The 14,182-nt window shown below is 40.1% G+C and carries 10 protein-coding genes and 1 other annotated feature; all 10 genes read left to right on the top strand.

Annotated features, from left to right (window positions below; genetic code table 11):
* Positions 1-55 precede the first annotated feature (55 nt).
* The 10 genes from rplA to fusA all read left to right on the top strand — a co-directional run bounded on the left by rplA (position 56) and on the right by fusA (position 14,112).
* Positions 56-754 (top strand): 50S ribosomal protein L1, encoded by a 699-nt coding sequence (gene rplA, locus ABS917_RS08865; protein ID WP_350478643.1) that lies wholly within the window; start codon positions 56-58, stop codon positions 752-754.
* A gap of 73 nt (positions 755-827) precedes the next feature.
* Positions 828-974 (top strand) — a sequence feature (ribosomal protein L10 leader region).
* A gap of 32 nt (positions 975-1,006) precedes the next feature.
* A complete protein-coding gene (rplJ, locus tag ABS917_RS08860) occupies positions 1,007-1,507 on the top strand; it encodes a 50S ribosomal protein L10 (RefSeq protein ID WP_350478642.1) in 501 nt (166 codons plus the stop codon).
* A 72-nt stretch (positions 1,508-1,579) separates the two neighbouring features.
* On the top strand, positions 1,580-1,942 hold the full coding sequence (gene rplL / locus ABS917_RS08855) for a 50S ribosomal protein L7/L12 (RefSeq protein ID WP_079523499.1): 363 nt from the start codon (positions 1,580-1,582) through the stop codon (positions 1,940-1,942).
* Between the two features lie 190 nt (positions 1,943-2,132).
* On the top strand, positions 2,133-2,735 hold the full coding sequence (locus ABS917_RS08850) for a class I SAM-dependent methyltransferase (protein WP_350478641.1): 603 nt from the start codon (positions 2,133-2,135) through the stop codon (positions 2,733-2,735).
* 243 nt (positions 2,736-2,978) lie between these two features.
* The gene (rpoB, locus tag ABS917_RS08845) at positions 2,979-6,533 is read left to right on the top strand and encodes a DNA-directed RNA polymerase subunit beta (protein WP_350478640.1); all 3,555 of its coding nucleotides are present in this window, start codon (positions 2,979-2,981) and stop codon (positions 6,531-6,533) included.
* Positions 6,534-6,807: 274 nt separating this feature from the next.
* Positions 6,808-10,488 carry a DNA-directed RNA polymerase subunit beta' gene (gene rpoC / locus ABS917_RS08840; protein WP_350478639.1) on the top strand — a complete coding sequence of 1,227 codons (3,681 nt, stop codon included), beginning with the start codon at positions 6,808-6,810 and terminating at the stop codon, positions 10,486-10,488.
* A gap of 180 nt (positions 10,489-10,668) precedes the next feature.
* Positions 10,669-10,920, top strand: a complete 252-nt coding sequence (locus ABS917_RS08835; protein WP_340802834.1) for a ribosomal L7Ae/L30e/S12e/Gadd45 family protein — start codon at positions 10,669-10,671, stop codon at positions 10,918-10,920.
* 100 nt (positions 10,921-11,020) lie between these two features.
* The gene (rpsL, locus tag ABS917_RS08830; RefSeq protein WP_008406983.1) at positions 11,021-11,440 is read left to right on the top strand and encodes a 30S ribosomal protein S12; all 420 of its coding nucleotides are present in this window, start codon (positions 11,021-11,023) and stop codon (positions 11,438-11,440) included.
* A 41-nt stretch (positions 11,441-11,481) separates the two neighbouring features.
* On the top strand, positions 11,482-11,952 hold the full coding sequence (gene rpsG / locus ABS917_RS08825; protein WP_008406982.1) for a 30S ribosomal protein S7: 471 nt from the start codon (positions 11,482-11,484) through the stop codon (positions 11,950-11,952).
* An 81-nt stretch (positions 11,953-12,033) separates the two neighbouring features.
* On the top strand, positions 12,034-14,112 hold the full coding sequence (gene fusA, locus ABS917_RS08820) for an elongation factor G (protein ID WP_350478638.1): 2,079 nt from the start codon (positions 12,034-12,036) through the stop codon (positions 14,110-14,112).
* Positions 14,113-14,182 lie beyond the last annotated feature (70 nt).

The raw sequence follows: 14,182 nt of genomic DNA, 5'->3' as shown, positions 1-14,182 counted from the left end.
CCTTTATTCGTGGGAGGTCAAATCCGTTACAACCACAATCAAGGAGGAAATTATAATGGCTAAAAAAGGTAAAAAACTGCAAGAAGCAGCTAAATTAATCGACCGCGCAACTTTATACTCTGTTGAAGAAGCAGTAGCGTTAGCGCAAAAAACAAGCACTGTAAACTTTGATGCAACTGTAGAAGTAGCATTCAAATTAGGTATCGATACTCGTAAAAACGACCAACAAATCCGTGGTGCGGTAGTATTACCACACGGTACTGGTAAAACTCAACGCGTATTAGTTTTCGCTAAAGGCGAAAAACTTAAAGAAGCAGAAGCTGCTGGCGCAGACTATGTAGGCGATGCAGAATACATCCAAAAAATCCAACAAGGTTGGTTTGATTTCGATGTAATCGTTGCAACTCCTGACATGATGGGTGAAGTTGGTAAATTAGGTCGTGTATTAGGTCCTAAAGGTTTAATGCCAAACCCTAAAACAGGTACAGTTACATTTGACGTAACAAAAGCAATCGAAGAAATCAAAGCTGGTAAAGTAGAATACCGTGCTGAAAAGTCTGGTATCATCCACGCTCCAATCGGTAAAGTTTCTTTCGATACAGAAAAATTAGTAGAAAACTTCTTAGCTGTATTTGAAGTAGTTCAAAAAGCTAAGCCAGCTGCAGCAAAAGGTACTTACATGAAGTCTGTAAACGTTACAACTACAATGGGTCCTGCTGTAAAAGTTGACGCTGCTAACGTATCAGTTAAATAATTTCCGGTTTTTAAAAGCCGTAAAATAAAATTTGTTGACAACGCGCTTCTTACTTGGTAAGATGAATGCTGTTGTGAATCATCCATTTGTACCGAAGACAGTAGGGGTGCCATATGCACTTAATGATCCTACCGAGGACATAGGAGTTCGGATTCTTTTTAAGATGATGTACTTTCAGCCTCTATGTCTATTATTGATATAGAGGCTTTTCTTTGTCGGTATAAATGACTCATTCTAATAGGAGGTGTCATCATGAGCAAAGCAATCGAAACTAAAAAAGTTCAAGTTCAAGAAATCGCTGATAAATTCTCTGCTGCTGGTTCTGTAGTAGTAGTAGATTACCGTGGTTTAACTGTAGCGCAAGTAACTGAATTACGTAAGCAATTACGTGAAGCAGGTGTTGAGTTCAAAGTTTACAAAAACACTTTAACTCGCCGTGCTGCTGAAGCTGCTGGTTTAGAAGGAATCAATGAATTCTTAACTGGTCCTAACGCTATCGCATTCTCTAACGAGGACGTAGTAGCTCCTGCTAAAATTATTAACGAGTTCGCTAAGAAAAACGAAGCGTTAGAAATTAAAGCCGGTATCATCGAAGGTACTGTGGCATCAGTTGAAGACGTTAAAGCTCTTGCAGAACTTCCATCTCGCGAAGGTCTATTATCAATGCTTTTATCTGTACTTCAAGCTCCAGTGCGCAACTTCGCACTTGCAACAAAAGCTGTTGCAGAACAAAAAGAAGAGCAAGGCGCTTAATAGTAGCCTAATAACTTCAAAAATCAGGCAAACTGCCTAAAACTAATAAACATTCCATAGGAGGAAATTAAAATGAACAATGAGCAAATCTTAGAAGCTATCAAAGCTATGACAGTTCTAGAATTAAACGATTTAGTAAAAGCAATCGAAGAAGAATTCGGTGTAACAGCTGCTGCTCCAGTAGCAGTAGTTGCTGGTGGTGCTGCAGGCGCTGCTGAAGAAAAAACTGAGTTTGACGTAGTATTAGCTTCTGCTGGTGGAGAAAAAATCAAAGTAATCAAAGTGGTTCGTGAAATCACTGGTTTAGGCTTAAAAGAAGCTAAAGAAGTTGTTGATAACGCTCCTAAAGCTCTTAAAGAAGGCGTTTCTAAAGACGAAGCTGAAGCTATCAAAGCTAAACTTGAAGAAGTTGGCGCTTCAGTAGAAGTTAAATAATTTCAGTTTAACTTTAATTGCTAGGCTTTTAGCTTAGTTTAATAAGGAAAGCTCGTCACAATTTTGCGGCGGGCTTTTCTTTATTTAACTTTTGTGGATATGAAAATATTGTTTTTTTTAGTATTCCACATGAAAGATATCATTTTGCATAATTAGCGCAAAATGTACTTTTTCTAAGGAGGCGTGTTGCGTGTCTGAACATTATTATTCAAATAAGCCTCAAACTGAGAGTAAACCGCGCCAATGGAAATTCACTTTATTAGGCAATACATTTACGTTTGAAACGGATACGGGTGTATTCAGTAAAAGCGAAGTAGATTTTGGTTCCCGTGTACTAATCGATGTGTTTGAAATGCCTAAAATTGATGGTGTTTTGCTTGATGTAGGTTGTGGCTATGGACCGATCGGATTATCGATTGCAAAAAACAACACTGATCGTGAAGTTTACATGATGGATATTAATTCACGAGCAGTTAGTTTGTCTCAAAAAAATGCCCAGCTTAACGGGGTTCAAAATGTACGTATTTTTGAAAGCGATGGATTAGCTGCTGTAGAACCTGGAACGAAAGTAGCCGCAGTATTAACAAACCCTCCAATTCGTGCAGGTAAAGAAACAATCTTCAAATTTTATGAAGGTGCATATGAATTGTTAGTGGAAAATGGTGAGCTGTGGATTGTCATTCAGAAGAAGCAAGGCGCTCCATCAACTATTAGTCATTTAGAAGGAATGTTTTCAGAAGTAGATGTCATTGAGAAGAAAAAAGGATATTGGATTATTCGTGCAAAAAAATAAGTAAGATTAGTTTCCAATATTGACTTGACAAATCGAATATGATAACATAATAAAATGCAAAATTATTATTTTGAGGTAGTATGCCCTTTTGCATTAAATATTCAAATTTACGGGTATACTGCTAAGAATAAATTAAGTTTAACCGAAAATGAGGTTTAAAAAAAGTCTCGTTTTCTTTTTGTCTTTCGAAATCATACACTATTTGTATGTTTTTGCAAAGACCTATTATCGCTTTATTGAGGGGTGAATGAGTTGACAGGTCAACTAGTTCAGTACGGACAACACCGCCAGCGTAGAAGCTTTGCGCGTATTAGTGAGGTGCTGGAACTTCCGAATCTAATCGAAATCCAAACAGCATCTTATGAGTGGTTCCTTGAAGAAGGGTTGCGCGAGATGTTCCACGACATTTCTCCAATCGAAGATTTTACAGGTAATCTTTCATTAGAATTCGTCGACTATACTTTAGGAGATCCTAAGTATGATGTGGATGAGTGTAAAGAGCGTGACGTTACTTATGCTGCACCATTACGTGTAAAAGTACGTTTGCACAACAAAGAAACAAACGAAGTGAAAGAGCAAGACGTCTTTATGGGTGACTTCCCATTAATGACAGAAACAGGTACGTTTATTATTAACGGTGCTGAGCGTGTTATCGTTTCACAGTTAGTTCGTTCTCCAAGTGTATACTTCCACGAAAAAACGGATAAAAACGGTAAAAAAGGCTTTGGTGCAACGGTTATTCCAAACCGTGGAGCATGGCTTGAATATGAAACAGATGCTAAAGACGTTGTATATGTACGTATTGATCGTACACGTAAATTACCGGTAACAGTACTTTTACGTGCATTAGGTTTTGGCTCGGATCAAGAAATTTTAGATATCATTGGCGACAATGAATATTTACGTAATACGTTAGAAAAAGATAATACGGAAGGTACTGAAAAGGCCCTTCTTGAAATCTATGAACGTTTACGTCCAGGTGAACCACCAACAGTTGAGTCTGCGAAGAACTTATTATATTCTCGCTTCTTTGACGCAAAACGCTATGATTTAGCGAATGTTGGTCGTTACAAAATGAACAAAAAGCTTCACATCAAAAATCGTTTATTTAACCAAACGATTGCAGAAACGTTAGTGGATCCTGACACAGGAGAAATTATCGTAGAAGCAGGTACATTATTAGACCGCCGTAATTTGGATAAGTTAATTCCTTATTTAGAAAGTGGTGTCGGATTCCGTACATTAAACCAAGTTGGTGGTGTATTGGAAGATGATATTACAATTCAATCGGTTAAAATCTTTGCACCAAATGATGAAGCACAAAAAGAAATTAATGTTATTTCAAACGCCTATGTAGATGAAGAAGTGAAAAATATTACTCCAGCCGATGTATTGGCTTCAGTATCATACTTCTTTAACTTATTATATGACGTTGGTAACACAGATGATATTGACCATTTAGGTAACCGTCGTTTACGTTCTGTTGGTGAATTACTGCAAAACCAATTCCGTATCGGTTTATCTCGTATGGAGCGTGTAGTACGTGAGCGTATGTCAATTAATGACACAGCAGCAATCGTACCACAGCAATTAATCAATATCCGTCCTGTTATCGCTTCGATTAAAGAGTTCTTCGGTAGCTCTCAATTGTCTCAATTCATGGACCAAACAAACCCGTTAGCAGAATTAACGCATAAGCGTCGTCTTTCTGCATTAGGGCCTGGTGGTTTAACACGTGAGCGTGCTGGTATGGAAGTACGTGACGTTCACTACTCTCACTATGGTCGTATGTGTCCGATCGAGACTCCTGAGGGACCGAACATCGGCCTTATCAACTCATTATCTTCATTCGCAAAAGTTAACAAGTTTGGCTTCATCGAAACTCCTTACCGCCGTGTTGATCCAGAAACAGGTGCTGTAACGAGTGAGATCCACTACTTAACTGCTGACGAAGAGGATAACTATGTAGTTGCACAAGCGAACTCAATCTTAAATGAAGACGGTACTTTCACGAATGAAGAAGTTGTTGGACGTTTCCGTGGTGACAACACTGTATTCTCTAAAGACCGCATCGACTACATGGATGTATCTCCTAAACAAGTAGTATCTGCTGCGACAGCTTGTATTCCTTTCTTGGAAAACGACGACTCAAACCGTGCGTTAATGGGAGCGAACATGCAACGTCAAGCTGTTCCATTACTATATCCAAACGCACCATTCGTTGGTACGGGTATGGAGCACGTAGATGCACGTGATTCTGGTGCTGCTGTAGTAGCGAAATTCGATGGTATTGTTGAACATGTTGAAGCACGTTCAATTCACGTACGTCGTATTGAAGTAGTAGATGGTAAAGAAGTAAAAGGCGATTTAACAAAATATAAATTACAAAAGTTCATTCGTTCAAACCAAGGTACTTCTTATAACCAACGTCCAATCGTAAAAGTTGGCGACCGTGTAAAACCTCGTGATATTTTAGCTGATGGTCCATCTATGGAAAAAGGCGAATTAGCACTTGGTCAAAACGTACTTGTTGCGTTCATGACATGGGACGGCTTCAACTACGAGGATGCTGTAATTATGAGCGAACGCCTTGTTAAAGACGATGTATATACTTCTGTTCATATTGAAGAATATGAATCAGAGTCTCGTGATACTAAGCTTGGACCTGAAGAAATCACACGTGATATTCCAAACGTGGGTGAAGATGCACTTCGTAACTTGGACGACCGCGGAATTATCCGTATCGGTGCAGAAGTTCGCGACGGTGACATTCTAGTAGGTAAAGTTACGCCTAAAGGAGTTACAGAGTTAACTGCGGAAGAGCGTTTATTACATGCTATCTTCGGTGAAAAAGCGCGTGAAGTACGTGATACTTCTCTACGTGTACCACACGGAGCTGGCGGTATCATTTTAGATGTAAAAGTATTCAACCGTGAAGACGGCGATGAATTACCACCAGGTGTAAACCAATTAGTTCGTGCTTATATTGTTCAAAAACGTAAAATCCGCGTTGGTGACAAAATGGCCGGACGTCACGGTAACAAAGGTGTAATTTCACGTATCTTACCGGAAGAGGATATGCCGTTCATGCCGGACGGAACACCAGTAGATATCATGCTTAACCCACTAGGGGTACCTTCCCGTATGAACATCGGACAAGTGCTTGAGCTACACTTAGGTATGGCTTCTCGTTACTTAGGTATTCATATGGCGTCACCAGTATTCGATGGTGCCAACGAAGCCGATGTTTGGGAAACGATGGAAGAAGCTGGTATGAACCGTGACGGTAAAACAATTCTTTATGATGGACGTTCAGGTGAGCCATTCGATAGCCGCGTTTCTGTTGGTGTCATGTACATGATCAAACTAGCGCACATGGTTGACGATAAACTTCATGCACGTTCAACTGGACCTTACTCATTAGTAACGCAACAGCCGCTTGGTGGTAAAGCACAATTCGGTGGTCAGCGCTTCGGTGAGATGGAGGTTTGGGCACTTGAAGCATACGGTGCTGCTTACACGTTACAAGAGATTTTAACTGTAAAATCGGATGACGTTGTAGGTCGTGTGAAAACATACGAAGCAATCGTAAAAGGTGAAAGTGTTCCAGAACCAGGTGTTCCAGAATCATTTAAAGTATTAATTAAAGAACTTCAATCATTAGGTATGGATGTGAAGATGCTTACAATCAATGACGAGGAAGTGGAATTACGCGACCTTGACGATGAAGATGAAGTAGCTGCACCAGTCGAACGATCTAATGACAAAGAAGAAGACCCAGTAGAATCATTTGAATAACTTCAATTGAATCGGGCAGGTATATGCCCTGCCCGGTTTTTCTTTATTCATTCAGCGATTGTTTAAGACACTCGCTGAATGAATATATGGCCTCTGGCAGATGTCACAGATTTTTAAAGGTTTTTTTGAGTAAACTCAAAAAATCTGGACGCAATTACGCCGGGGCGTAATTGATTGAAAATGCAAGTTTCATTATGGCCTAATATGAAATTTTGTAAGTGTAGAGCTACATTAAAAGTCATTTACGACTTATAACTAAAGGGAGGTAGGCTCCTTGATCGATGTTAATGAATTTGAATATATGAAAATTGGTTTAGCTTCACCTGACAAGATCCGTTCTTGGTCATACGGAGAAGTAAAAAAACCAGAAACAATTAACTACCGTACATTAAAACCAGAAAAAGATGGTCTATTCTGTGAACGTATTTTTGGACCAACAAAAGACTGGGAATGTCACTGTGGTAAATATAAACGTGTACGTTATAAAGGTGTCGTTTGTGACCGTTGTGGCGTAGAAGTAACGCGTTCGAAAGTTCGCCGTGAGCGTCAAGGACATATCGAACTAGCAGCACCTGTATCACATATTTGGTACTTCAAAGGTATTCCAAGCCGTATGGGTCTTATTTTAGATATGTCTCCACGTGCATTGGAAGAAGTAATTTACTTTGCTTCATATGTAGTAGTCGACCCAGGTCAAACGTCTTTAGGCTATAAAGACTTACTTTCTGAAAAAGAATACCGTGCATACCGTGAAAAGTATGGTAACGAATTCGAAGCAGCAATGGGTGCTGAAGCGATTAAACGTCTTTTAGAGAAAATCGACTTAGAAGATGAAACACAAGTTTTAAAAGAAGAGTTAAAATCTGCACAAGGCCAACGCCGTACACGTGCGATTAAACGTTTAGAAGTAGTAGAATCATTCCGTAACTCAGGCAACAAACCAGAGTGGATGATTTTAGATGTACTACCGGTAATTCCGCCAGAGCTTCGTCCGATGGTGCAATTAGATGGTGGACGTTTTGCTACATCTGACTTAAATGACCTTTACCGTCGTGTTATTAACCGTAACAACCGTTTAAAACGTTTACTTGACCTTGGTGCACCGAGCATTATCGTTCAAAACGAAAAACGTATGTTACAAGAAGCGGTTGACGCATTAATTGATAATGGTCGTCGCGGTCGTCCTGTAACAGGTCCTGGTAACCGTCCTTTAAAATCACTTTCACATATGCTGAAAGGGAAACAAGGTCGTTTCCGTCAAAACTTACTTGGTAAACGTGTAGACTACTCTGGTCGTTCGGTTATCGTAGTAGGTCCTAACTTAAAAATGTACCAATGTGGTCTTCCAAAAGAAATGGCAATCGAACTATTCAAACCTTTCGTAATGAAAGAGTTAGTAGAGCGTGGCCTTGCCCATAACATTAAGAGTGCAAAACGTAAAATTGAGCGTTTACACAATGAAGTTTGGGATGTATTAGAAGATGTAATTCGTGAGCATCCGGTATTACTTAACCGTGCACCGACATTACACCGTCTTGGTATCCAAGCATTCGAGCCTACACTAGTAGAAGGCCGTGCAATCCGTCTTCACCCATTAGTATGTACAGCTTATAACGCTGACTTCGATGGTGACCAAATGGCGGTTCACGTTCCATTATCAGCTGAAGCACAAGCAGAAGCTCGCTTACTTATGTTAGCGGCGCAAAACATCCTTAACCCGAAAGACGGGAAACCAGTAGTAACTCCATCTCAGGATATGGTATTAGGTAACTATTACTTAACACTTGAGCGTGAAGGTGCCCGTGGTGAAGGGGCAATATTTAATGATTCAAACGAAGTGTTAATCGCCTACCAAAACGGTCATGTACATTTACACTCTCGTATTGCAATTAAAGCAAGTTCATTAAATAACCCGACATTTACAGAAGAACAAAATAAAATGTTCTTATTATCGACTGTAGGTAAAGTAATCTTCAATGAAATTTTACCACGCTCATTCCCTTATATTAATGAGCCTACTTCAGTCAACTTAGAGCAAAAAACACCTGAAAAATACTTCGTGAACTTAACAATCGACGAAGAGTTACTGAAAGAAATCGAAGCAACAGAAGGTTATGCTGATTTATCTGAATCGGAAAAAGTTGAAGCACAACGCCGCGCTATTTTAGCGAAGCACTTCACAAATATACCTGTAGTAGATCCTTTCCGTAAAAAATTCTTAGGAAATGTTATTGCTGAAGTATTCAAAGAGTTCCACATTACAGAAACTTCTAAGATGCTTGACCGCATGAAAAACTTAGGTTTCAAATATTCTACTCGTGCAGGTATTACAGTAGGTGTATCTGACATCGTCGTATTACCGGATAAAGGTGTAATCTTAGATGAAGCCCAAGGCAAAGTAGATAAAGTAATGATCCAGTTCCGCCGCGGTTTAATTACTGAGGAAGAGCGTTATAACCGAGTTATTAACGTATGGACAGCTGCGAAAGATGAAATTCAAGGCAAGCTGATGAAATCTTTACAAAAAACTAACCCGATCTTCATGATGTCTGACTCTGGTGCCCGTGGTAACGCATCGAACTTTACACAGTTAGCTGGTATGCGTGGTCTGATGGCCAACCCGGCTGGTCGTATTATCGAGTTACCAATCAAGTCTTCATTCCGTGAAGGTTTAACAGTATTAGAGTACTTCATCTCTACACACGGTGCGCGTAAAGGTCTTGCCGATACAGCACTAAAAACTGCCGATTCAGGTTACTTAACTCGTCGTTTAGTAGACGTAGCACAAGATGTTATCGTTCGTGAAGACGACTGTGGTACTGACCGCGGTTTATTAATCGGTTCATTAATGGAAGGAAACGAATTGATCGAAGCGTTAGACGAACGTATTGTTGGTCGTTACGTGAAGAAAACAGTTCGCCATCCAGAAACAGGAGCGGTTATCGTAGAGCGTGATGGTTTAATTACACAAGATATTGCCCGCGTTATCGAAGATGCAAATATCGAAGAAATTACAATCCGTTCTGCATTTACATGTAATACAAAACACGGCGTATGTAAAAAATGTTACGGTATGAACTTAGCTACTGGTGAAGAGGTAGAAGTTGGTGAAGCAGTTGGTATTATTGCTGCACAATCTATCGGTGAGCCAGGTACACAGTTAACGATGCGTACATTCCATACAGGCGGGGTAGCCGGTAACGATATTACACAAGGTCTTCCACGTATCCAGGAAATTTTCGAGGCTCGTAACCCTAAAGGTCAAGCAGTCATTTCTGAAATTACTGGTACAGTAATCGAAATCGAAGAAATTCGTGAAGGTCTTAAAGAAGTAACGATCCAAGGTGATGTGGAAACACGTAAATACCAAGCACCTTACAATGCGCGTCTAAAAGTAACAGAAGGCGACACAATTGTAGCGGGTCAAACATTGTCTGAAGGTTCTATCGATCCGAAGCAATTATTAAAAGTTAAAGATGTATCGACAGTTCAAGAATATTTATTAAAAGAAGTACAAAAAGTATACCGTATGCAAGGGGTAGAAATCGGAGACAAACACATCGAAGTAATGGTTCGCCAAATGCTTCGTAAAGTGCGCGTGATTGAAGCAGGTGACACAGAGCTATTACCAGGGTCACTTCTTGATATCCACCAATTCTCTGAGGCAAATGCTGAAGCCGTACTTAGCGGAAAAACTCCAGCAACTTGCCGTCCTGTCATCTTAGGTATTACAAAAGCTTCTCTTGAAACAGAATCATTCTTATCAGCTGCATCATTCCAGGAAACAACACGTGTGTTAACGGATGCTGCAATTAAAGGTAAACGTGATGAGCTTCTAGGTCTGAAGGAAAACGTAATTATCGGTAAACTGGTTCCGGCTGGTACTGGTATGCAACGCTACCGTCAAATCCGTATGGAGCAAGAAGAATCAGCAGAAGTAATTACAGCTGAATAGCAGTATATAATGAAGAGATCCCGGCAGAGACCATTCTCAGCCGGGAGATTTTCTTTGGAATTTCCTTGGATTAAATATTAACCAACATACTTTCATAAGAAATCTGTTGACAGTGTAAGTTTGGAATGATAATATATTGAAGGTTGATAGTTAACTGTCTGTACTTAGGAGGATATGAAAATGTCTTACGATCAAGTAAAACAGGCCAGTAAAACAATCATAGGTATAAAGCAAGCAGTGAAAGCAATGTATGCTGGACAAGTAACAGCTCTTTTTGTCGCAATCGATGCAGACAAATGGGTAACCGATCCGGCCATTCTTCTCGCGAAAGAAATCGGTGTACCAGTCAAATACGTCGATTCAAAGAAAGAACTTGGTAAAGCTTGCGGCATTCATGTTGGAGCTGCAGTTGTTGCGATTACTGCGATGTAGTTTTTGTGTAAAGTACACAAAGACTTTGTTTTTACCCAAAAAATGAACCACCTGGATGTGTGGTATTGAAACAAGGAAAAAATGAAGGGAGGACAAATCGATGCCTACAATTAACCAATTAGTACGTAAGCCTCGTCAATCTAAAAGCACGAAATCAAAATCTCCAGCGTTAAACAAAGGATATAACTCATTTAAAAAATCTTTAACTGACGTTAAGTCTCCTCAAAAACGCGGAGTTTGTACTCGTGTAGGTACAATGACACCACGTAAACCGAACTCGGCTTTACGTAAATACGCTCGTGTACGCTTAACTAACCAACTTGAGGTTACTGCGTATATCCCAGGTGAAGGTCACAACTTACAAGAGCACAGTGTAGTTCTTATCCGTGGCGGACGCGTAAAAGACTTAGCTGGAGTACGTTACCACATCGTTCGTGGTGCACTTGATACAGCTGGTGTTAACGGTCGTTTACAATCTCGTTCTAAATACGGTACTAAACGCCCTAAAGAAAAAAAATAATTCAAGTTTAAATATACAACGATTTGAAAGGAGGAAAACACATGCCTCGTAAAGGTCCTGTTTCCAAACGTGACGTGTTACCAGATCCACTTTATAATTCAAAACTAGTAACTCGTTTAATCAACAAAATGATGATTGATGGTAAAAGAGGTACTTCTCAAAAGATTTTATACGGAGCTTTCGAATTAGTTCAAGAGCGTTCGGGTCAAAATGCTTTAGAAGTATTTGAAGCTGCATTAAACAACGTAATGCCTGTACTAGAAGTACGTGCTCGTCGTGTTGGTGGTTCTAACTACCAAGTACCAGTAGAAGTTCGTCCAGAACGTCGTACAACTTTAGGTTTACGTTATTTAGTAAACTACGCTCGTCTTCGTGGAGAAAAAACGATGGAAGAGCGCTTAGCTAACGAAATCTTAGATGCATCTAACAACACAGGTGCTTCAGTTAAGAAACGTGAAGATATGCACAAAATGGCAGAAGCGAACAAAGCATTCGCTCACTACCGTTGGTAATTTGATCTTTGCTCTAGCATTGCTGGGGCTAAGATTTTTACCATCTATACAGTTAACCCAATATGGAAGGAGAAATTTCCTATGAAACGCGAATTCTCTCTAGAGAATACACGTAATATTGGGATCATGGCTCACATTGATGCTGGTAAAACAACAACTACTGAGCGTATCCTTTATTACACTGGTAAGATTCACAAAATCGGTGAAACTCATGATGGCGGTTCTCAAATGGACTGGATGGAGCAAGAGCAAGAGCGTGGTATCACGATCACTTCTGCTGCAACAACAGCTCAATGGAATGGTCACCGTATTAACATCATCGATACTCCAGGACACGTAGACTTCACTGTTGAAGTTGAACGTTCTTTACGCGTACTTGATGGTGCTGTAACAGTATTAGATGCTCAATCTGGTGTTGAGCCTCAAACTGAAACAGTATGGCGTCAAGCTACAACATACGGAGTTCCTCGTATCGTATTCATCAACAAGATGGATAAAATGGGTGCAGACTTCCTATATTCTGTAGGCACATTACATGAGCGTTTACAAGCTAATGCTCACCCAATCCAATTACCAATCGGTGCTGAAGATGAGTTCCGCGGAATTATCGATTTAATCGAAATGAACGCTACTTTCTACGGTAACGACGAAGGTACAGACGTAACTGTAGGAGAAATCCCTGCAGAATTCATGGATCAAGCTGAAGAGTACCGTGAGAAACTAATCGACGCTGTTGCAAGTGTTGATGAAGAGCTTATGGAGAAATACTTAGAAGGCGAAGAAATTACTAAAGAAGAATTAAAAGCAGCAATCCGTAAAGCTACTATCGCGGTAGAATTCTACCCAGTACTTTGTGGTACAGCATTCAAACACAAAGGTGTTCGTAAAATGCTTGATGCGGCTGTTGATTACCTTCCAGCTCCGACAGATGTAGAAGCTATTAAAGGTACTGACGTTGATGGCGACGAAGAAATCATCCGCCATTCTTCTGATGATGAGCCATTCTCAGCTCTTGCATTCAAAGTAATGACAGACCCATTCGTAGGTAAGTTAACATTCTTCCGTGTGTACTCAGGTACATTGGATTCAGGTTCTTACGTACAAAACTCTTCTAAAGGTAAACGTGAGCGTGTAGGTCGTATCCTACAAATGCACGCTAACTCTCGTGAAGAGATCTCAAAAGTATTCGCTGGTGACATCGCTGCTGCTGTAGGTCTTAAAGATACTACAACAGGTGATACTCTATGTGACGAGAAAAACCTTGTTATCTTAGAGTCAATGGAATTCCCAGAGCCAGTAATCTCTCTTTCTGTAGAACCAAAATCTAAAGCTGACCAAGATAAAATGGGTCAAGCTTTACAAAAACTACAAGAAGAAGATCCAACATTCCGTGCTCATACTGACACTGAAACAGGTCAAACAATCATCTCTGGTATGGGTGAACTTCACCTTGATATCTTAGTTGACCGTATGAAACGTGAATTTAAAGTTGAAGCTAACGTGGGTGCTCCAATGGTATCTTACCGTGAAACATTCCGTAGCGAAGCTAAAGTTCAAGGTAAATTCTCTCGTCAATCTGGTGGTCGCGGTCAATACGGTGACGTAACGATCGAGTTCTCTCCAAACGAAGAGGGTAAAGGTTTCGAATTCGAAAACGCTATCGTTGGTGGTGTTGTACCTCGTGAATACATCCCTGCAGTAGAAGCGGGTCTACGTGACTCTCTTGACCGCGGTGTTGTTGCTGGTTACCCACTAATCGACATTAAAGCAAAATTAGTATTCGGTTCTTACCATGACGTTGACTCAAGTGAAATGGCGTTCAAAATCGCTGCATCTATGGCATTAAAAGAAGCAGCTAAAAAATGTAACCCAGTAATCTTAGAGCCAATGATGAAAGTAGAAGTTGTAATTCCAGAAGAGTACCTTGGTGATATTATGGGTAACATTACTGCTCGTCGCGGTCGCGTAGAGGGTATGGAAGCTCGTGGTAACTCTCAAGTAGTACGTTCTATGGTTCCACTATCTGAAATGTTCGGATATGCTACAACTTTACGTTCTGCAACTCAAGGTCGCGGTGTATTCTCTATGACATTTGATCACTATGAAGAAGTACCAAAATCAATTGCAGAAGATATCATCAAAAAAAATAAAGGTGAATAATTGAAATTTCACCTTGCATCAAGTATAAATAATTTGTAAGCTATGATTGACTGACTATAGATGGGGCCCG

This window comes from Solibacillus sp., from assembly GCF_040273735.1.
Classification (GTDB): domain Bacteria; phylum Bacillota; class Bacilli; order Bacillales_A; family Planococcaceae; genus Solibacillus.
Note: the sequence above shows the minus strand (reverse complement) of the source record. Positions and strands in the feature narration are given on the sequence as shown.

Excerpts from the sequence above, each read along its gene's own strand:
- rplA (WP_350478643.1), top strand. The coding sequence starts at position 56 with ATGGCTAAAAAAGGTAAAAAACTGCAAGAAGCAGCTAAATTAATCGAC.
- rplJ (WP_350478642.1), top strand. The coding sequence starts at position 1,007 with ATGAGCAAAGCAATCGAAACTAAAAAAGTTCAAGTTCAAGAAATCGCT.
- rplL (WP_079523499.1), top strand. The coding sequence starts at position 1,580 with ATGAACAATGAGCAAATCTTAGAAGCTATCAAAGCTATGACAGTTCTA.
- ABS917_RS08835 (WP_340802834.1), top strand. The coding sequence starts at position 10,669 with ATGTCTTACGATCAAGTAAAACAGGCCAGTAAAACAATCATAGGTATA.
- rpsL (WP_008406983.1), top strand. The coding sequence starts at position 11,021 with ATGCCTACAATTAACCAATTAGTACGTAAGCCTCGTCAATCTAAAAGC.
- rpsG (WP_008406982.1), top strand. The coding sequence starts at position 11,482 with ATGCCTCGTAAAGGTCCTGTTTCCAAACGTGACGTGTTACCAGATCCA.
- fusA (WP_350478638.1), top strand. The coding sequence starts at position 12,034 with ATGAAACGCGAATTCTCTCTAGAGAATACACGTAATATTGGGATCATG.